Below are 18,228 nucleotides of genomic sequence, written 5' to 3' on the forward strand. Positions count from 1 at the left end.
ATCCATTCAGATCGATGCTTGCGGCTGCAGGACGCCGAAGTCGACATCCTTGGTTTCCACGTTCCCCGCCTCTCGTCCGGGGGCCGTGTGGTTGGACCAGTAGAGGTTGGTGTGAGCTATCACCTGGTCCGGCGGCGGGGCGCCCCACTCCGTCAAGTCCTCGGTCGTGTGGGCGTCGCTGACCAGGACGGCATCGTAGCCGCGGACCACCGCGCCGTGAAGCGTGCACCGGATGCACTCGTCGGCCTGCGCTCCGGCGACGGCTCCGAATGTTCGCCACCACGGCGGCGCGAAGGTACGCGCCCTCAACGACGCGGTTCTGCGTGTCGAGGATCATCAGGGCGGTGTTCGGCCGGTGATCCAGGGTGGTCATGACGCCTCCCGTTTGCTCGGGGATTCCGGCAACGGTACGCCGATCACTGGCCCGTGTCGAGCGTCCGCATTATTGCGCCCGATGGGCTTGCGCCGGTGGGCGCGGCGTCATCGGGCGCGGCAGGAGAATGATAGGAGTCGTGCGAGATCGGTAGATCGGAACCTGGAGGATTCGTGTGTCAGCTGGGGATCGCTTGAGCGGGCTGCTGGGCACGGAAGATTCTGAGAACACCAGACTGCCGCTGAACTTTCTGGCCATTCCATTCGGCCTGAGTGGGATCGCCGGCACCTGGACGATCGCCGTGCCTGCGCTGGGCGTTCCGGACTGGATCGGACTGGCCTTGTGGAGCGTGGCCGCGGCATCGTGGCTGGGCGTCGTGGCGGCGTATTTTCGGCGCGGCGCGCGAGCCGGCGGCTCGCTTCTGGCCGACCTGCGGCATCCGTTTCTCGGACCGTTCGGCGCGCTCGGGCCGGTTGTCGTCATCCTGCTCGGTGGGGAACTGGCGCGGCACTGGTTGTTCGTGGGTGCGCTGCTCGTCGCCGTGGGTACCGTTCTGATCGGCATCCTCAGCGCCTGGATGCTCGCCGGCTGGATGATCGGAACTATCGACGCGCACATCTTCCACCCCGGCAACTTCCTTTCGATCCTCGCGGGCGGACTGATCGGTGCGATCGGATTGGCCCAGGCGGGCGCCACCAGCTTGGCCCTCGTGGCGTTCTGGATCGGCATCTTCTTCTGGGCGGTGCTCGCGGCCGTCATCCTCGCGCGCTTCGTCGCCATCGACGCGCTTCCGGATGCGCTGATCCCCACGTTGGCGATCTTTTCGGTGCCGCCGAGCGTGGCGGGCATCGCCTGGTTCGCCATCAACGGCGAGACGATCGATGTGATCCACCAGACGCTCATGGGGCTCATGCTGTTTCTGCTGCTCAGCCAGCTGTTCCTGGTGCGTCGCTACGCGCGGATCCCGTTCGGAATCGCCTACTGGGCGTTCACCTTCACGGTCGCGGCTCCCGCCACGTATGGGATTCATTGGCTGTGGCTCACGCAACCGGTCGGGTGGCAGGTATGGTGCTGGCTCATCCTCGCGGTGGCCACGCTGTGGATTGGCGGGATCGCCGTGCGGTCCGCCGCCCGCGCGGTGTCCATGCCACGGCGCCGCCTGGCATCAGCCGACTGAGGTGCGGGGCGACTGGCGCGGCCGCGGAACAGATTTCATGACCGCCGCGTTCTATCCGTCGCATCCGACAACTCGTAGGCTGTTATTGACGAAGGAGAGGCACCATGACTGACAGAACTGAGACGGCGATCCTGGCCGGAGGTTGCTTCTGGGGGGCCCAGCACCTGCTCCGCCAACGTCCCGGAGTGATCTCCACGCGCGTCGGCTATTCCGGCGGCGAAACCCCCAACGCCACCTACCGCAACCACGGCAACCATGCCGAGTCCGTGGAGATCGTCTTCGACCCCGACCAGATCTCGTACCGGGACGTGCTCGAGTTCTTCTTCCAGATCCACGACCCGTCCACCATGAACCGGCAGGGCAACGACCTCGGCCCCAGCTACCGCTCCGCGATCTTCTACACCAACGACGAGCAGAAGCACGTGGCCGAGGAGACGATTGCCGATGTGGATGCCTCGGGGCTCTGGCCAGGCAAGGTCGTGACCGAGGTCACTGCGGCCGGTCCGTTCTGGGAGGCCGAAGACGAGCACCAGGACTACCTGGAGAAGTACCCGAACGGATACAACTGCCACTACGTGCGGCCCGGATGGAAGCTGCCGCACCGCCAGGAGCAGCCCGCCCGCTGATCGGAACCGACGATTAACGTTCCCGGTCCCGGGTTCGGCCTGGTTGATGCCGGACCAGACCCGCGTCAGGCTGGGGCGCGGCCGACTGCGAATCGGAAGGCGTTGACGAGGCGGTAGCCGTCGCTCGTGCGAAACGGCCGGGCCGCCTCGACGACCAGCGGTGTCGCTGTCGCGATGGCGGCCGCGCTCTCGCCGAGGAGCACCCCTGCGGCCAGGGCATTGTCGTCGGGCGCCTGCCACGGTGCCTCGACGATTCCGGCCGTGACGAGATCGAACCCGCCGGCAGCGAGCAACCGCTCGAGTCCACCGGGCAGACGGATGGCGGCGTCCGGCATGAGGTCTTCCCCTACGGAAACCCTGACGGCTTCTTCGATCACGTTCAAGTCGTTTCGCTCGCCCTCCGCCCAGTTGGCGACAACGAACAAACCGCCGCGCGTGGTCACGCGACGAGCTTCGTTCATCGACCCGACGACATCGTCGGAGAAGTGCAACGAATTAATTGCGGTGACGACGTCGAAGGAGGCATCCGGCCAGGGCAGCTGTTCGGAAAATCCCCGACGTAGGTCGGCGCCCGGGGAATGCGAGCGGGCGACGGCGACCATGCCCGGTGCAGGGTCGACACCCGCCGCCACGGCTCCAACCTCCTCAAGCAGGTGGAGGAATTCGCCGCTGCCGCAGCCGATGTCCAATACTCGCGTGCCGCGGCCGATTCCGGATGCCGCGATGATCGCCCGCCAGACCGGTTCCGGAAAGGTGCCCCAGACCTCCGACCACCGTTCGGCGACGGCGGACCAGGCCGCCACATCGTCCTCAGCCATGGTCCCTCATCCGTGTTCCCTTATCCGTAGTCCCTCACTCTGACAGGGCGCCGACGCGGCTACAGCGTGGCCAACACCTGGGCGAGGCCGTCGTCGTGCACGGTTCCGGTCAGTTCGCTGGCCGCGTCGATCACGTCGGCCGGAGCATGCCCCATGGCCACGCCGCGACCGCTTTCCGAGGCCCAACGGAGCAGGTCGATGTCGTTTCGGCCGTCGGCGACGGCCATCACCCGCTCCCGGGGAATATCCAGTTGCGTGCGCACCCGTTCCATCGCGGTGGCTTTGTTCACCCCGCGCGGCGCGATGTCGAGCCACGCGGTCCAGCCGATCGCATAGGTCACCTGGTGCAGCCCCATTCGTTCGACCACGGCGAGGAAGTCCTTCATCTCGTGGTCGGGGGAGATGACCACGACCCGGGTGGCCGGCTGGTTCAGCAGATCGTCGAAGTCGACCTGTTCGCTATCGAGTCCGACCGTCGTATCGGGGAACGGCTCGGTGTATCGGTAATGGCCGTGCTCGTCTTCGACGGCGAAGCGTGCGGTTCCGATGTTTCGGCGGATGGTCGTGAGCACATCGGTGGGATCAAAGGTCTCCACCCATTCGCGCCGGTAGCCGCTCGGCGCGTCCGCATCGAGGTGAAGGGTGATCGCGCCGTTCGAACAGACCAGGAACCGTGGCGCGATACCGAGGCGCTCCAGCACGGGAATGGTGGCCGCTGCGGAGCGGCCGGTGGCCAGCATCACCTCGTGGCCGGCCGCATCCAGGCGCCGAACCTCCGCGATCACCGCGTCGCTGATCGAGCCGTCCTCGAGGAGCGTGGTGCCGTCGATGTCCAGGGCGACGAGCCAGGTGACATCCGTGGCCTCCACAGACGCGGCAGCATTACTCACGACGCCAGCCTACAATTGCCCACTTCGCGCCGGTCACTTCGCGCCGGTCACTTCGCGCCGGTCACTCCAGTGCGAATGACCCGGTGACCAGCTCTCCGGCCGGCTCATACGTGCCGATCAGCACTCCGGTGCTCGAGACGGTGCTGTCCACAAGCGTCAGACCGGCGGGGATGGTGCCTTCGGCAAACAGGCGCTTGCCGGTGCCCAGAACGACGGGGAAGATCCACAGGCGGAACCGGTCCACCAGGCTGCGCCGCAGCAGGGTCTGGATCAAGTTGCCGCTGCCGTGCACCTGCAACTGCGGGCCGTCCTCCTGCTTCAGCGCCGCGATGCCGTCGGCCGCGTCGCCGGGGATCAGCACCGAGTTGGCCCACTCCAGCTTCGGCGAGGTGCGCGAGGCGACGTACTTGGTCGCGTTGTTGAAGACGCTGGCACCCTCGTCCTCGGAGGCGTGCGGCCAATGCGCGGCCATCACGTCGTAGGTCCGCCGCCCGAGCACCATCGCGAACGGCGTGCTCGTCGCCTGGGCCATGACCTGGCCCATGGTTTCGTCCCAGTAGTTCACCGACCAGCCGCCGTGCCTGAAACCGCCACTGTCGTCCTCGCCGGGCCCGCCCGGCGCCTGCATCACCCCGTCCAGAGTCAAAAAGGTGGTGACCAGCAGCTCTCTCATCTGGGTGCTCCCTTCTCTCGTGCTCCCGTCGCAAGCGCGATCCAACCGCTACCCGTCAGTGTGCCAGGCCACCGGCATCCGCAGCTAGGGGAGTCCAGAGAACGGACCTGCCGTCCACAGAACGCCGATCCCGGAAGGTATCCACCGAAACACAGATTCTAGTATCGATGTCAGTGGCTCCTGTCACAATCGTAACTATGGAGCACCTGATTGAAGCGTTGGAACAGGCTGGGGCGTTGATCGCCTCGGCGCTGCACGGCGTGTCCCCGGGATTGGCAGCGGATGCCGATGCGCTGGCGCTGCTGGGCGCCGCCGAGGCCCTGGGCCGCAAGGTGGACAGCCTGCGACTCGCCAGTGCCAGTGACATCGCGCGCCGGTCAGATCCGGCACTCGGTCACGACAGCCTGGCCTGGCGTTACGGATGCCGAAGCGGAACGGACCTGATCACCCAGGCGACACGGATCTCCTCCCGGGAGGCGCATCGTCGCCTGCAGATCGGCGCGATGGTGTCTCCCCGCACCGGGTTGACCGAGATTTTGCCGCCGCTGTTCCCCGCCGTTGCCGCGGCACTCGCATCCGGCGATCTGGGCGTGGATGCGGCGGACGTGATCGTTTCGGTGTTGCAACCGGCGGCCGTGCGGATCGCTCCGGATGCTCTCGGGACGGCGGAACGCAGCCGGGTTGCGTCCGCGACCGGCGAGATCACCGAGGAGAACGAGGGACTGCCGGGCGCCGGCTTCGCCTTCGCCAGCGACCACATCCGCGGACAGGCGCGCCAGTGGGTGGTGGCGCTGGATCCGGACGGCGCCGCCCCGGCCGAGGGCACCCCGGGCGCCGCTCGCAGCCAGTTCGGATTCGGACCATTCAAGAACGGCCTCTATCCCTTCCGCGGCGGCGCCACCCCGGAGTTGAAGGGAGTCATCAGCACGGTCATGGATGCGTTCCTGGCCGCGCACGCCGCTCCTGCCTTCCCGAGCGAGGAGGAACAAGCCCGCATCGACGCGGGGGAGCTGGTTCCTGGTGCAGGGGTCGCCGGTGACGATCGAACGGCGGGACAGAAGCGGGCCGACATCCTGATGGGCATCTTCTGTGCCGCGGCCCGTGACCCGAAAGGCCCCCGCATGGGCGGTGCCGCCCCCACGGTGCTGGTACATGTGGATGCCGTCGATCTGATCGATAAAACCGGGGTCGGCTGGATCGACGGGGTCGACGAGCCGGTGTCGATCAGCACCGTGGATCGGATGGTATGCGCCGGTGGCTACCAGAAAATCGTTCTGGCTCCCGACGGACAGGTGTTGCATCTGGGGGACAAGGAACGCTTCTTCACCCCCGCGGTGCGCAAGGCGATCGCCGCCCGCGACGGCGGCTGCGCCATCCCCGGCTGCAACTGTCCCAGCTACGGGACCGAGGTCCACCACCTCATCCCTGGCGCGAGGATCACAACACCGACGTCGACCAGGGCGTGCTGCTGTGCTGGTGGCATCACGCCACCATCGACAGCTCCGGCTGGAAGATCCGCATGGTCAATGGCGTGCCGCACATCAGGGCACCGCTCTGGCTGGATCCGAGTGGCCAGTACCGACCCAACACCGGCCACCGGATCAAGCAAATCCGACGAGCCAAAGCCGCGCTGAAAGCCAAAACAAAGTCCGCTCCGCCCGCGTAAAGATTCGGACATCAGCCTAGACAAAAGTAAGTAGTTACTTTTAGCATGGAGCGATGGACAGATACCCGCATCGTGAAGGGAGCGCACTATGAGAGTCCTACTAGCCGGCGGTACCGGAACACTCGGCGTGCCGTTGATCAAGTCGCTGCGCGCGCATGACCACGAGGTTCTGGCGATCGTCCGCGGCAGCAATGGGGAGGCTCGTGTCCGCGAGCTGGGTGCCGAAGCCGTCTTCGCGGATGTGATGCACCGAGACTCCCTGTTGCGGGCTGTCGAGCGGCTGCACGCCGACGCCGTGATCAACGAGCTCACCGCGCTGAGGAAGACGCCCCTCAAACACTCCGACATGACGGCCACCAACGCACTGCGGACGCGGGGGACGACCCACCTGCTCGAGGCGGCCCGTTCCGTCGGTGCCACCCGGTTCCTGACCCAGTCGATCGCGTTCGGCTATGGCTACTACGACCACGGCGACACCGTACTGACCGAGGACTCACCGTTCGGCCAGCCGCGGGGCGATGCCTTCGATCCGCACCTGGAAGCCATGCTCTCGACGGAACAGCAAGTCTTCGACGCGGAGCGGATCGACGGGATTTCTCTGCGCTACGGGCTGCTCTATGGCGAGGACATCGACAAGGTGGCCGCGATGCTGCGCAAGCGCTCGCTGCCGATGCCGAAGACCGGAGGGCTGCTGCCGTTCATCCACCACCGGGATGCCGCCAACGCCACGGTGGCCGCGCTCACCCGCGGGGTGGCGGACAGCGCGTACAACATCGTGGACGACCATCCGGCCACGTTCCGGCAACTGGTCACCGCCATCGCCGAGGCCCGCCACGCCCCGCGGCCGCTCACCCTGCCGTCGTGGCTGCTGCGTGCCGTCGCACCCTACGGCGGTGTCGTGCTCGATGGCGTCTCCATGACGGTGTCCAACGCGAAGGCACGATCCGAGCTGGGCTGGATGCCCGAATACCCCACCTACCGCGACGGCGTAGCGTCAGCGCCGGAGTTACCCAGCTTCCGCGCCCGAACCGGCCGGCCCTGAAAGAATGCGAACAGGGGAGGCGGGTATGGCGCCATCGGTTCCGACTCGGCAGCGTGTGTTGATGGAGGCGATGCGCCTATTCGGCGAGCAGGGGTACTCGGCGACGACGGTCGCGCAGATCGAATCGGCCGCCGGGCTGCGCGCCGGCTCCGGCGGCCTCTACCGCCACTTCGGCTCCAAACGGGACGTGCTGGAACAGGGCCTACGCGCCCAGCTCGCCTCCAAACAGGAGTTGATGCACTTCGTCGAGAGCCCGGCACAGCACGGTGAGCTATCGCTGCGCGACCGGATGATGGCGATGGCGCGGGCAGGGCTCGCGCGATTACAGGCCGAGCGCGACCTCAACCGCATCCTGCTCCGCGACCTCAGGTTCTTCCCCGAATTGGCCCAACTGGTGCGTGCCGACGAGATCGAGGGCATCCAAAAGGCCCTGGCGGCATGGCTGCGGCGGCAAGTCGACCCAGCGCCCGACCTCGATTGGGATGCGCTCGCCGCGGTTCTGATGAACGGCGTCTCGCATTTCTGGGTGCTCCGCGATTCGCTCGGTGCGCATCCGTCTGGCCTGGACGAAAGCCGGTATCTGGATACCTTGGTCGACCTGGTTGTCACGCGGATGCTGTGCGCCTCACCGGCCATTGAGCTACCGGCCGTTTGAGTCACCGGCCGAGTCACCGGCCGGGCGTGAGATTTCCGCATCGTCCGTTCGCATCAGAGGATCGCTCATCCGGTTCTCGAAGAAGAAGCCGGCCAGGCGTAATCGCAGCCGGCGCGTCCAGCTCAGCTTCCCGTCCGCATCCGGCCGCACGATCAGCGATGCAGGGTGTTGCCCGTCGGCCAATCGCCATTGTTCGTAGCTGTCCAGCGGGGTCTGCACCTCGATGAACTCTCCGCCCGGCAGCCTGACCACCCGGCCGGTCTCGTAACCGTGGAGCACCAGTTCGCGGTCCTTCTCCTGCAGTGCGAAGCAGATCCGGCGGGTGAGGATGAACGCGATGGCCGGAGCGACGAGAACGGCGGCCTGTAGGAAGCCGACCACGGTCTCCACCCCCACGTGAAACTGCACGCTGATCAGGTCGGCACTCGCGGAGCCCCACAACACGCCGTAAAACACGATGCCGGCCACCCCGATCGCCGTTCTCGTCGGCGCATTCCGGGGATGATCGAGGAGGTGGTGCTCGGCGTGATCGCCGGTGACCCAGCCCTCGATGAACGGGTAGAGCAGCACCAGCAGCAGGAACGCGGTGACCACGGCAAGCGGCACGAGAACCGCGAGCGTCCACGTTCTGCCGAGCCAGACGAATTCCCAGCCCGGCGGCACCAACCGCAGCGCTCCGTCGAGAAAGCCGGTGTACCAGTCCGGCTGGCTGCCGGCGGACGCGTTCCCCGGGTCGGCCGGTCCGTACAGCCAGATCGGGGCCACCGTCACCGTCGCCGCGATCAGAAAGAGCACGCCGGCCACGATCAGCAGTAAACCGACCGATCGGGTCGCGGCCGTGGGCAAGATGCGCGAGCCCACCAGATTGAACTCGGACCGCCCCGGACCGGGGAATTGCGGCGGCCGCTGCCGGTGTCCGATCCAACTGTGCACGGCGAACAGCAGGATGAGGAGCACCGGCACGACGGCCACGTGGATCGGGTAGAGGTGGGCGATGATCTCGCCGGGAAATTCACCACCGAACAACAGGCTGGACGCCCAGGTTCCCACCACCGGAATCCCGAGGACGATTCCCTCCACGATCCGCAGGCCGGTGCCCGAGAGCATGTCGTCGGGCAGGGCATAACCGCTCCAGCCGTCGACGAGTGCGAGGCCGAAGATGAGAAACAGCAGCACCCAATTTCCGCGCCGCGGATTGCGGAAGCCGCCGGTGAAGAACGTCGTCAGCAGTTGCATGATGAGCGAGGCCGGCAGGAGCAGGCCGGCCCAGTGGTGCGCTTGCCGGATCAGCAAGCCCGCCCGTACCTCGAACGAGATGGTCATCGTTGAGTTATACGCACTGGACACCTCAACGCCGCGCAGGGGAAGGTAATGGCCGGTGTAGGGCACGACCGTGCTCGCCGGTGTGTAAAAGAACAACAGGTAGATGCCGGTGATGAGCACAACGAGGAAGCACGCCGCCGACACGATGCCGAAGAGGTTCGACCAGTGGTTGGGCACGACGTGGTGACGCAACTGGCCGATGACCGAACTCAACGCGCGGCCGATTGCGGTTCGCCGGATGACGTAGTCGGCGAACCGATCGGTGAGCACGGAGTCTTGGGGCCTGGTCGACACGGCGGATCATCTCCCGGAAAGTGACTATTCGGACGATACTTCGCTTGGATCTATTGATCCAGGCCTGGTGGCTTCGGCAGCGCTCCGGGGCGCGTCGTCGCGCGCGGGCTCGTCGACGATGGTGGTGAGGATGCGACGAAGCTGGTCGATGGCATCCTGGCCCAGCATCTGGTCGAGCCACTTCTCATAGCCGATCACCACCTGTTCCGCGATCGCCAGCAGCGCCCACCCGGCCTCGGTGGGCACATACAGTTTCGCCCGGCCATCCGTGGCATCCGGACCCAGGGTCACGTAACCCTCGTCAAGCAGATGGCCGGCGAGCTGGGCGGTTGCCTGCTTGGTACGGCCACCGCGCTGGACGAGTGTGGCGAGCCGGGAGCCGTCCGCGTCGATCGTGGCCAGAACGGACACGTGGGCTGACCGCACGTTGGAGTATCCGGAATCGGTGAGTGCCCGGTCCAGGTAGGCCACCAGCCGCTGGTGTGCCTGCCGCATCAGATCGCCGAGGGGAGTCGGCCGACCGGAGGCGAAGTTGGTCAGGCGCTTGACTTCGCGCGCCGCCGGTGGCAATTTAGTCATGTGCCTGACTATACCGTGGATGAGAACTGGAGTGTGGGCATTCCGGAGGTTGCCGGCGTGCATCACCGCTCGGTGTCGGTCGGCGGATGCCGGCTGCACGTGGCCACCGCCGGCGACCCCGGCGCGGCTCCGGTCATCCTGCTCCATGGGTTTCCGCAGCACTGGTACCTCTGGCGGGAGTTGATGGTGCCGCTGGCCCGGTCCCGGAGGGTCATCGCGCTCGACTTGCGGGGGTTCGGCTGGAGCGATGCGCCCGAACACGGCTACTCGACGGAGCAGCGGGTTGCCGACGTGCTCGCGGTCCTGGATGCTCTGGGCATCGACCGGGCCGACGTGGTCGGTCACGACTGGGGTGCGTGGCTAGGTTTTCGGCTCGCGCTGGACCGACCGGACCGGGTGCGACGCCTGGTGGCGATCTCGATGGTGCACCCCTGGGTGATGCAACGCCATCTGATTCCCAACGTGTGGCGGTGGTGGGTGACGGTGCTGTTCGAGCTGCCCGGGCTGGGGGAGTGGATGCAGCGGGCTCGACCGCGGGTCACCGGCTGGCTGCTGGCCCGGGATGCCGCCAACCCGGCCGTGTGGACGCCCCGGCTTCGGCAGATGTACACCTCGCGAGCGGCCGAACCGGCCCGGGCAGCGGCGGGCCGGCGGCTGCACGGCCAACTCATCGTCCGCGATGTCCCCCGGCTGCTGCTGGGTCGGGACCGGCGGCGCGCCCTGGGGGCACCGACCCTCATCATCGGCGGCGAGCACGACGCCCTGCTTCCGCCGGATGTGCTGACCGCGCCGCGCCGGTTCGCCGACCGCATCACCGTCAGGACGATTCCCGGCGGACACTTCCTCGTGGACGAGAACCCCGATCAGGTGCTCACTCTCGTGGCGGAACACCTGCGCTGACGCGCGGTCGCATCCCGCGCACGCAACCGAGGGTCGATGGCGAAACGCCGCGATTTGTGCCGGTTTTGCGCGGCGTTTTGCAATCCGCCCTCGGTTGCGTGCGCAAGCGCGCGGTATGTCGTGTGGCTAGCGGCGGGGCTTGCGCGGTGGCCGGGCGCCACGGTCGGTGGAGCGGGCGGGGCCGCGCCGGTCCGGCCGGATCTCGATCAGCTTGCCGCTGATTCGGGTGTCCTTGAGTTTGGTGAGCACGTGACCGGGCAGATCGGCGGGCAGCTCGACGATCGAGAAGTCCGGACGGATCTGGATTGCGCCGAAATCCTCTCGGCTGAGGCCACCCTCGTTGGCCAGGGCGCCGACGATCTGACGAGGCTCCACCCGCTGCCGCTTGCCCACCTCGATCCGGTATGCCGCCATCGGCTTGGTCGACCGCATCCGCCGCTCTGGTCGCTCGCCCCGAGCTGGCCGATCGCCCCGATCGCCCCGCTCACCACGCTCGCCACGCCCGCTCCGCTCGTCGCGCTCGTGCCGCTGGAACCGTTCGTCATCGGCGGACAGCAGCAGCGGTGTGTCGCCCTGGGCCACCACCGCGAGGGCCGCCGCGACATCCGCCTCCGGCACGTCGTGGTGCGCCACATAGTGTCCGACGATGTCGCGGAATGCCGAAATTCTGGCCTCCTGGCCCAGCGCCTCGGTGATCGCGTCGTCGAACCGGGCCAGTCGGGTGACGTTCACCGCCTCGACGGAGGGCAGCTGCATCTGCGTGAGCGGCTGCCGAGTCGCCTTCTCGATCGCGCCGAGCAACCGGCGCTCGCGCGGGGTGACGAAGCTGATGGCTGCGCCGCTGCGTCCCGCCCGCCCGGTGCGGCCGATGCGGTGCACGTAGGACTCGGTGTCCACGGGGATGTCGAAGTTGACCACGTGACTGATGCGGTCCACGTCCAGGCCGCGTGCGGCGACATCCGTGGCCACCAGAATGTCGAGCTTGCCGGATTTCAACTGCCCAACCGTGCGCTCGCGCTGCGCCTGGGCGACGTCGCCGCTGATCGCCGCCGCCGAGTAGCCGCGGGCGCGCAGCTTCTCGGCCAGGGTCTCCGTCTCGTTCTTGGTGCGGACGAACACGATCATGCCCTCGAAGTTCTCGACCTCGAGGATTCGGGTCAGCGCGTCGACCTTCTGCGGATACGACACCATCAGGTAGCGCTGGGTGGTGTTCGCCGAGGTCGTGGTCTTGTGCTTGATGGTGACCTCGAGCGCATCCCTGAGGTACTTCTTGGAAATGCGCCGGATCTGAGCCGGGATGGTCGCCGAGAACAGGGCGACCTGCTTGTCGTCCGGGGTGTCGGCGAGAATGGTTTCGACATCCTCGGCGAAGCCCATGTTGAGCATCTCGTCGGCCTCGTCGAGCACCAGGTACTTCAGCTCGGACAGGTTCAGGGTGCCCTTGGCCAGGTGGTCCATGATGCGGCCGGGTGTGCCCACGACCACGTGCACACCGCGCCGCAGCGCGGACAACTGCACGCCGTAGGCCTGACCGCCGTAGACCGGCAGCACGTGCACGCCGCGCAGGTGGGTGGCGTACTGCTCGAACGCCTCACAGACCTGCAACGCCAGCTCGCGCGTGGGGGAGAGCACCAGCGCTTGCGGGTTCTTCTGCGACAGGTCCAGCCGCGACAGGATCGGCAGCGCGAACGCCGCGGTCTTGCCGGTGCCGGTCTGGGCGAGTCCGACCACGTCGCGGCCGGCCAGCAGCGGCGGAATGGTGGCGGCCTGGATGGCGGAGGGAGTTTCGTAGCCGACATCGTGCACGGCCTTGAGCACCGCATCGCTGAGGCCGAGATCGGCGAAGGTCGCTACCGCGGTGTCGGGTTCGTCGGTGTGGTGTTCATCGGCGCGGCGTTCACGGGCGCGGTGTTCGTGGGCAGCGTCTGCCTCGGTCTGTGCGGTCATATCAGGAGGCGTCATAGTACAAACGGTAGACCTTGGCGGCGGGCACGGCTGTCGCGCCGTGGCGCCTCCCGCCGCCGCAGCGCCCCGCCGTCGCGCCGTTAGAAGTCGATCCGCATCACGGCACGCCGCAGGGTGGGCCGGCTCACCTCGGTGAAGCCGGCATCCCCGAAGATGCTCTGGCTGCCCACGAACAGCTCACCCCAGGTGAACTCCCGCCCCGGCTGAACGACGATCGGGTAGCCCTCCAGGGCGCGGGCACCGCGTTGCCTGGCGAAGTCCACGGTGGCCCGGGCGAGCGCCCGACTGATGCCGCGGCGCCGATAACCGATCCGGATCACGAAGCAGGTCACCGCCCAGACGCTCGCATCGGTCTTGTCCTCGCTGCGGCCGCTCCAAGGTACGCGCGTTCGGGCCAACCGCGGGTAGGCCGTGCGCGGCTCGACTGCGCACCAGCCGACCGGCTCGCCGTCGAGATAGGCGATCAGGCCGCTGGTGGTCTGCGCCGACGGATGATCGCATCCGGTCTGATCCTGCAGCCGCTGCTGACGTTCGGCGACCGGGACCGAATCCCACTGCGAATCCCGGATCTTGAACCACTGACACTGGCAGGTCGACGGCCAGCCGCGCGCGCCGAACACCGCCTGCAGATCGTCCGCGGAGGCCTGGTTCGCCGGCACCACCGACAGTGCGGCATCCGTGGTCGTCGTCGTTGCCATCATGGGGCTCCCATCACTGTCGGCTCCGGCGTGGTCACCGCGGGATCAGCCGGATCGTGAGGCCGCGTGCCTGGTCGTCGATCACATTGCCGACCAGCACCGGCCCAAAGCTGTCGTATTTGGCATGGTAGGCCGCATCGATGGCGTCGTGCACGTCCGGTTCCGGCTCGGCGAACGGCGACGTCGCGGTCGACGCCTCCGGCCCGGATGCGACCGGTACCGCTGGCGCGGGCGGCCCGGTACCAGCGACTGTCGGGGCCGAAGGCCGAGCGGACGTAGATGCTGTCGCCGACCCGCACGACCCAGATGATCACGAACGGCCCCAGCGTGCCGTCGGGGCGCACCGACGCGATCTGCAACTCCTCGGCGTCCCCGATCGCCTGCAGGTCAGCGGAGGTCCACTGGGTCACTCGGTGGTCCCCGGTGCGGCGCCCCGGCGGCGGATCATGTTCAGGGCCGTCATGGACATGACCACCTCGTCGGACTGGTTGAGCACTTCGGTGTTGGTGCGCACCAGGCCGCGGTCCGGTTTGGATTGTGATGGCCGGGAGTCGAGGATGGTGAATCGCACCCGAAGGGTGTCGCCGGGTCGGACCGGCTTCAGCCAGCGCAGGTCGTTCACGCCGGGGGAGGCGAGGCTCGCGGCACTGTTGAGGAAATGCTCTACGGTGATCCGCATCACCATGGCGGCGGTGTGCCAGCCGCTGGCGATCAGCCCGTGGAATGGCCCGGTCTCCGCCGCGGCCGGGTCGACGTGCATGGTTTGCGGGTCGAATTCCCGCGCGAACCGCAGGATTTCCTCCTCGGTGACCAGGGTGTTCCCGCAGACGCAACTGATGCCCGGTTGGTAGTCCTCGAAGTACCGGTCCTGCACCGGAACGGCGAAGCCGCCGTCGGTATCCCGAGCTTTGTCCATCTGAATCAGCGTCCTCACTGGGCGGGCAGGTCGCATCCGCCTCGATCTGAAGCCTACCGACGCGCGCGTTCCGGGGGAGGGGGACCCCATTGTCGGCGCCGCCCACTCGATCTACTCTCGATAACTGAGGTAATGGGAACCGAGGAGGCCGCCATGAGCGGACGGGTTGTACATTTCGAGATACCAGCCGACGACCTCAGCCGGGCCAGCGAGTTCTATCGAGGGGTGTTCGACTGGGACATCAGCTCGGTCGCTGGAATGGACTACGCCATGCTGGGCACCACGCCCTCGGATGCCAGCGGGATGCCCGAGGACCCCGGTGCCATCAACGGCGGCATGCTGCCGCGCGATGAGACGCGAACCGGCCCGGTCATCACCATCGACGTCGACGACATTGATGCTGTGCTTGGACGGATCGAGGAACTGGGCGGCGTCACGGTGTTGCCCAAGCAAGAAGTGATGGGCATGGGTTACACCGCGTACTTCGTCGACAGCGAAGGCAACGTGATGGGACTGTGGCAGAACGCCGGGTGAACTCCGCTGCGCGATTGCCCCACCCGTCATTAATGCACCACCGCGACCCGCCTTATATGTGACGGGTGAGTGCAGTCACTGGTCGGGATGTCGACGAGCCGTGTTCCCGCAGGTCGCGCACCAGCGTGCCGCCGCGCCGCTTCAGCTCCTCAATCGAAGAGACTCCGACCAAGGTCATCGTCCGTCGCAGTTCGTCCGCGAGGATTCCGATGACTCGACTGACGCCGGGAGCGCCCGCCGCCGCAAGCCCGTAAAGGTAAGGGCGCCCGATCGAGCAGGCGTCGGCCCCGAGGGCCAGAGCTACGACGATATCGCTGCCCCGGCGGATGCCGGAATCCACGTAAAGTTCGATGCCGTCACCCACGCGTTGGCGTGCCTCCTGAAGGACGTCCATCGGACTGAGCATGTGGTCGAGCTGCCTCCCGCCGTGGTTGCTCAACTGCACGGCGTCCACTCCGACTTCCGCCGCGCGCGCCACGTCGTCGGGATTCACGCAGCCCTTGAGAACGATCTTGCCCGGCCACGCGGAGCGCAGCGCCTCCAGATCTGGCCAGCCGCGACTCGCATCCGAATGCTCGAGAATCTGCTGCCACATGGACGGGGTCACCATCGGATCGTCGCCTTGCTGCGGGGCCAGGTTGGGGAACCGGATGCCGTCGGCGAGCAAGAAGTTCACCCACCAGCCCGGCCGTCTGGCGATGCCGAACAGTGAGGTCAGAGTGAGCGCCGGCGGCGCGGTGAAGCCGTTGCGTTGGTCCCGCTCCCGTGATCCGAGCGCGCGCGTGTCCACGTTGATCAGAAGGGTGTGAAAGCCGGCGGCGGTGCACCGATCCAGCCGCGCCTGCAGAAAGCCGGCGTCGGAGGACAGCCCCATGTTGAACCACCGGTCGAGCCCGGGGGATTGTCGGGCGATGCCCTCCAGCGACACTGTGCTGAGACCGGCCAGCCCGTACGGCACCTTGGCGGCGCTGGCGGCCCTTGCGACAGCGAGTTCACCTTCTGGATGGAACAGCCGCGTCGCCCCCGTGGGGGTGAGGGTGAACGGAAGTGCCGAAGGACGGCCGAGGATGCTGGTGGTCAGGTCTGGGCCGGTAACCGGGCCCCATGACGGCATCAGTCCCCAATTGTCGAAGGCCGCGCGGTTGTGGCGCAGGGTGGCCTCGTCTTCGGCGCCCCCGTCCAAGTAGTCGAAGATTCCCGGCGGCAGTGCCCGCTTCGCCGCGGTGCGGTACTCGTCAACGCTGAACGCGTTGTGCAGCACGCGTCGGCGTCGCGAGAATACCGGCATCTGGGGTTGCACAAGCTGCTTCACATCGCGGAGCTTCATCCGGGTTCCTTCTGCGTCGAGTACCTGCTGGTCAGCCTAGGATCGGTAGCGCCGGTACTCTATGGAGAATCAGACGAAGGACGCTGTCGAAACCGTGAAGAACTACCAAGTGCACGACGACGACGCGGTAATACCGGGCGCGTCCCCCTCATCCAACGACGGGTATCGGTTGTCCACCCTGACGGAACTGGCCGACGCTCTTGGACCGGGTATCGCGAGCCTGGTCGAGGTCTCTGGCGGGGATCGGCAGACCGTGTCGAGCGTCGTGTTCTACGATCGGTCCGCGCCGCTGGCCTCGGCGCCCGGAGCGATCGCGCTCGCCATCGGACTCCCGCTCACCGGTGAGAGCCTGTCCACCCGGTTGGAGGAATTGAAGCAGGCAGGATATGCCGCACTAGTGTACAAAACTCACGGAGCGCCGGATGCGCAGTTGCGGCAAGCGGCGCGATCGGCCGGCATCGCGCTGTTCCGGGCTGTCGATGTGGTTCCGTGGGGCCAACTCGCGCAAATCATCGGTGCCGCCACGGTGCCACGGGGGAACTCCCGATTGCCGCTGGCGGACATCCGGCCCGGTGACCTCTTCGAACTCGCGGACGCTGTCGCGTCCCTGGCGGGCGGCGCCGTGGCGGTGGTCGATCCGGACCAGAACGTGCTCGCGTATTCCACTCTGCCGGGGCAACCGATCGACGACACCCGGCGGCGGTCGATCCTGCAGCTTCATGTTCCGCATACCGAGCAGAATGATCAGGACTACCGGCGCGTGCACGCCTCGCACGAGGTCGTCACCGTTGCCCCTCAGGAGCACTCGCTGACTCGGTCGGTCGTGGCGATCCGCGCTGGTCTGGTCGTGCTGGGGTCGCTGTGGATCATCGAGCCCGATGGCGGCATCACCCCGGACGTCGCGCGCGTACTGGACGAAGCGGCGAAGGTGGCAGCGCTGCACCTGCTGCACCGACGCACCACTCAGGACTCCAGCCGCGCCCGCCAGATCGAACTGGTGACCCCACTGCTGTTTCAGTCCGGCGGCGCGGAACTCGTGGCTGTGCAGTTGGGAATCGCCGCCGAGCACGCTCGAGTTGTCGCCGTCGCGGTGTGCGCCACAGAGGGAACGGCAGCAGACACGCTGCAGTCGAGTCTGCTGCTGTTCGACACGGTGCGCATCGCGTGCACCGTCTGGCTTCCGGATGCGGTGTGCGGGCTGGCCGACAACGTCGTCTACATCGTGCTCCCACAGTCGTCGAGCAGTTCGCAGGCCTTCCAGCGCGAGGCGGTGCTGCGGATCGTGCACCACACCCGCCGGTTGATGTCGAGGGCGGTGTTGGCCGGTCTCGGCAGCGTGAAGCCGATCGCCGCACTGGCCAGTTCGCGAGTCGACGCGGAGTCGGTGCTCGCCGTGCTGCTCAAGGATGCCGACGACCAGCGGCTCCGCCTGGATTCCGACGACATCGTCGCGGACTTGCACTCGCTCGGACCACGCCTCCAACTGCGGCAGATCGTCACGGAGTTGCGGGCCTCCGGCCATCTGCCCGGCGAATTCGCGCTGCAGATCAATGACTACGATTCGCGCCGGAACACAGCATTCGGACAGACCCTCCGCACGTACCTGGACTGCAAAGGCAACGCGATCGAAACCGCAACGGCGCTCGGCCTGCACGCCAACACGGTCCGCTACCGGTTGTCCCGGGTGGAGGAACTCTTCGGGATCCGGCTCGAGGACCCGGAAACCAGACTCCTGCTCTGGCTACAGTTGCGGGCGAGTCTCTACTAACGCA

At 67.1% G+C, this 18,228-nt stretch carries 18 protein-coding genes and 1 pseudogene; 8 read left to right on the forward strand and 11 right to left on the reverse strand.

The window, feature by feature from the left end:
• Window positions 1-6: 6 nt before the first annotated feature.
• Complete coding sequence (locus ABFX56_RS14245) at window positions 7-309, reverse strand: cysteine hydrolase family protein (RefSeq protein ID WP_346234020.1); 303 nt, start codon at window positions 307-309, stop codon at window positions 7-9.
• A gap of 239 nt (window positions 310-548) precedes the next feature.
• Here ABFX56_RS14245 and ABFX56_RS14250 point away from each other — a divergent pair, with 239 nt between their 5' ends.
• Together ABFX56_RS14250 and msrA are read left to right on the forward strand one after the other, a co-directional pair.
• Entirely contained in the window at window positions 549-1,550 is a 1,002-nt protein-coding gene (locus tag ABFX56_RS14250) for an SLAC1 family transporter (RefSeq protein ID WP_346234021.1), read from the forward strand.
• A 104-nt stretch (window positions 1,551-1,654) separates the two neighbouring features.
• Entirely contained in the window at window positions 1,655-2,176 is a 522-nt protein-coding gene (gene msrA / locus ABFX56_RS14255; protein WP_346234022.1) for a peptide-methionine (S)-S-oxide reductase MsrA, read from the forward strand.
• Window positions 2,177-2,241: 65 nt separating this feature from the next.
• On the opposite strand, the gene ABFX56_RS14260 is transcribed toward msrA, so the two are convergent.
• The 3 genes from ABFX56_RS14260 to ABFX56_RS14270 all read right to left on the reverse strand — a co-directional run bounded on the left by ABFX56_RS14260 (window position 2,242) and on the right by ABFX56_RS14270 (window position 4,557).
• Entirely contained in the window at window positions 2,242-2,994 is a 753-nt protein-coding gene (locus ABFX56_RS14260) for a class I SAM-dependent methyltransferase (RefSeq protein WP_346234023.1), read from the reverse strand.
• A gap of 59 nt (window positions 2,995-3,053) precedes the next feature.
• Window positions 3,054-3,884, reverse strand: a complete 831-nt coding sequence (locus tag ABFX56_RS14265; protein ID WP_346234024.1) for an HAD family hydrolase — start codon at window positions 3,882-3,884, stop codon at window positions 3,054-3,056.
• 61 nt (window positions 3,885-3,945) lie between these two features.
• The gene (locus tag ABFX56_RS14270) at window positions 3,946-4,557 is read right to left on the reverse strand and encodes a dihydrofolate reductase family protein (protein WP_346234025.1); all 612 of its coding nucleotides are present in this window, start codon (window positions 4,555-4,557) and stop codon (window positions 3,946-3,948) included.
• A 197-nt stretch (window positions 4,558-4,754) separates the two neighbouring features.
• Here ABFX56_RS14270 and ABFX56_RS14275 point away from each other — a divergent pair, with 197 nt between their 5' ends.
• The 3 genes from ABFX56_RS14275 to ABFX56_RS14285 all read left to right on the forward strand — a co-directional run bounded on the left by ABFX56_RS14275 (window position 4,755) and on the right by ABFX56_RS14285 (window position 7,920).
• Window positions 4,755-6,191: an HNH endonuclease signature motif containing protein gene (locus ABFX56_RS14275; RefSeq protein WP_346234026.1), complete on the forward strand. Its 1,437-nt coding sequence runs from the start codon at window positions 4,755-4,757 to the stop codon at window positions 6,189-6,191.
• Window positions 6,192-6,311: 120 nt separating this feature from the next.
• Window positions 6,312-7,265 (forward strand): NAD-dependent epimerase/dehydratase family protein, encoded by a 954-nt coding sequence (locus ABFX56_RS14280; protein ID WP_346234027.1) that lies wholly within the window; start codon window positions 6,312-6,314, stop codon window positions 7,263-7,265.
• Between the two features lie 25 nt (window positions 7,266-7,290).
• Window positions 7,291-7,920 (forward strand): TetR/AcrR family transcriptional regulator, encoded by a 630-nt coding sequence (locus ABFX56_RS14285; RefSeq protein ID WP_346234028.1) that lies wholly within the window; start codon window positions 7,291-7,293, stop codon window positions 7,918-7,920.
• Here ABFX56_RS14285 and qcrB read toward each other — a convergent pair.
• Window positions 7,906-9,537 (reverse strand): cytochrome bc1 complex cytochrome b subunit, encoded by a 1,632-nt coding sequence (qcrB, locus tag ABFX56_RS14290; RefSeq protein ID WP_346234029.1) that lies wholly within the window; start codon window positions 9,535-9,537, stop codon window positions 7,906-7,908. The two genes, ABFX56_RS14285 and qcrB, sit on opposite strands and share 15 nt — an antisense overlap.
• 24 nt (window positions 9,538-9,561) lie before the next feature.
• The gene (locus tag ABFX56_RS14295; protein ID WP_346234030.1) at window positions 9,562-10,116 is read right to left on the reverse strand and encodes a MarR family winged helix-turn-helix transcriptional regulator; all 555 of its coding nucleotides are present in this window, start codon (window positions 10,114-10,116) and stop codon (window positions 9,562-9,564) included.
• Between ABFX56_RS14295 and ABFX56_RS14300 the strand changes: the two genes are divergently transcribed.
• On the forward strand, window positions 10,117-11,016 hold the full coding sequence (locus ABFX56_RS14300) for an alpha/beta fold hydrolase (RefSeq protein ID WP_346234031.1): 900 nt from the start codon (window positions 10,117-10,119) through the stop codon (window positions 11,014-11,016).
• A gap of 126 nt (window positions 11,017-11,142) precedes the next feature.
• On the opposite strand, the gene ABFX56_RS14305 is transcribed toward ABFX56_RS14300, so the two are convergent.
• The 4 genes and pseudogenes from ABFX56_RS14305 to ABFX56_RS14320 all read right to left on the reverse strand — a co-directional run bounded on the left by ABFX56_RS14305 (window position 11,143) and on the right by ABFX56_RS14320 (window position 14,595).
• Window positions 11,143-12,978 carry a DEAD/DEAH box helicase gene (locus ABFX56_RS14305; protein ID WP_428834457.1) on the reverse strand — a complete coding sequence of 612 codons (1,836 nt, stop codon included), beginning with the start codon at window positions 12,976-12,978 and terminating at the stop codon, window positions 11,143-11,145.
• Between the two features lie 83 nt (window positions 12,979-13,061).
• Complete coding sequence (locus ABFX56_RS14310; protein ID WP_346234033.1) at window positions 13,062-13,682, reverse strand: GNAT family N-acetyltransferase; 621 nt, start codon at window positions 13,680-13,682, stop codon at window positions 13,062-13,064.
• A gap of 221 nt (window positions 13,683-13,903) precedes the next feature.
• A pseudogene (locus tag ABFX56_RS14315) lies at window positions 13,904-14,089 on the reverse strand (DUF2255 family protein); the annotation flags it as partial.
• Window positions 14,086-14,595 (reverse strand): MaoC family dehydratase, encoded by a 510-nt coding sequence (locus tag ABFX56_RS14320; RefSeq protein ID WP_346234034.1) that lies wholly within the window; start codon window positions 14,593-14,595, stop codon window positions 14,086-14,088. The pseudogene ABFX56_RS14315 and the gene ABFX56_RS14320, both read right to left, overlap by 4 nt.
• A 153-nt stretch (window positions 14,596-14,748) precedes the next feature.
• Between ABFX56_RS14320 and ABFX56_RS14325 the strand changes: the two genes are divergently transcribed.
• A complete protein-coding gene (locus ABFX56_RS14325) occupies window positions 14,749-15,129 on the forward strand; it encodes a VOC family protein (RefSeq protein ID WP_346234035.1) in 381 nt (126 codons plus the stop codon).
• A 52-nt stretch (window positions 15,130-15,181) separates the two neighbouring features.
• On the opposite strand, the gene ABFX56_RS14330 is transcribed toward ABFX56_RS14325, so the two are convergent.
• Entirely contained in the window at window positions 15,182-16,456 is a 1,275-nt protein-coding gene (locus tag ABFX56_RS14330) for an alpha-hydroxy acid oxidase (RefSeq protein ID WP_346234036.1), read from the reverse strand.
• Between the two features lie 61 nt (window positions 16,457-16,517).
• Between ABFX56_RS14330 and ABFX56_RS14335 the strand changes: the two genes are divergently transcribed.
• Window positions 16,518-18,224 (forward strand): PucR family transcriptional regulator, encoded by a 1,707-nt coding sequence (locus tag ABFX56_RS14335; RefSeq protein ID WP_346234037.1) that lies wholly within the window; start codon window positions 16,518-16,520, stop codon window positions 18,222-18,224.
• Window positions 18,225-18,228: the final 4 nt, after the last annotated feature.

Source organism: Parafrigoribacterium mesophilum (genome assembly GCF_039652555.1).
Lineage (GTDB): Bacteria > Actinomycetota > Actinomycetes > Actinomycetales > Microbacteriaceae > Parafrigoribacterium > Parafrigoribacterium mesophilum.

Excerpts from the sequence above, each read along its gene's own strand:
- msrA (WP_346234022.1), top strand. The coding sequence starts at position 1,655 with ATGACTGACAGAACTGAGACGGCGATCCTGGCCGGAGGTTGCTTCTGG.
- ABFX56_RS14260 (WP_346234023.1), bottom strand. The coding sequence starts at position 2,994 with ATGGCTGAGGACGATGTGGCGGCCTGGTCCGCCGTCGCCGAACGGTGG.
- ABFX56_RS14270 (WP_346234025.1), bottom strand. The coding sequence starts at position 4,557 with ATGAGAGAGCTGCTGGTCACCACCTTTTTGACTCTGGACGGGGTGATG.
- ABFX56_RS14275 (WP_346234026.1), top strand. The coding sequence starts at position 4,755 with ATGGAGCACCTGATTGAAGCGTTGGAACAGGCTGGGGCGTTGATCGCC.
- ABFX56_RS14280 (WP_346234027.1), top strand. The coding sequence starts at position 6,312 with ATGAGAGTCCTACTAGCCGGCGGTACCGGAACACTCGGCGTGCCGTTG.
- ABFX56_RS14285 (WP_346234028.1), top strand. The coding sequence starts at position 7,291 with ATGGCGCCATCGGTTCCGACTCGGCAGCGTGTGTTGATGGAGGCGATG.
- ABFX56_RS14295 (WP_346234030.1), bottom strand. The coding sequence starts at position 10,116 with ATGACTAAATTGCCACCGGCGGCGCGCGAAGTCAAGCGCCTGACCAAC.
- ABFX56_RS14305 (WP_428834457.1), bottom strand. The coding sequence starts at position 12,978 with ATGACGCCTCCTGATATGACCGCACAGACCGAGGCAGACGCTGCCCAC.
- ABFX56_RS14310 (WP_346234033.1), bottom strand. The coding sequence starts at position 13,682 with ATGATGGCAACGACGACGACCACGGATGCCGCACTGTCGGTGGTGCCG.
- ABFX56_RS14320 (WP_346234034.1), bottom strand. The coding sequence starts at position 14,595 with ATGGACAAAGCTCGGGATACCGACGGCGGCTTCGCCGTTCCGGTGCAG.
- ABFX56_RS14325 (WP_346234035.1), top strand. The coding sequence starts at position 14,749 with ATGAGCGGACGGGTTGTACATTTCGAGATACCAGCCGACGACCTCAGC.
- ABFX56_RS14330 (WP_346234036.1), bottom strand. The coding sequence starts at position 16,456 with ATGAAGCTCCGCGATGTGAAGCAGCTTGTGCAACCCCAGATGCCGGTA.
- ABFX56_RS14335 (WP_346234037.1), top strand. The coding sequence starts at position 16,518 with ATGGAGAATCAGACGAAGGACGCTGTCGAAACCGTGAAGAACTACCAA.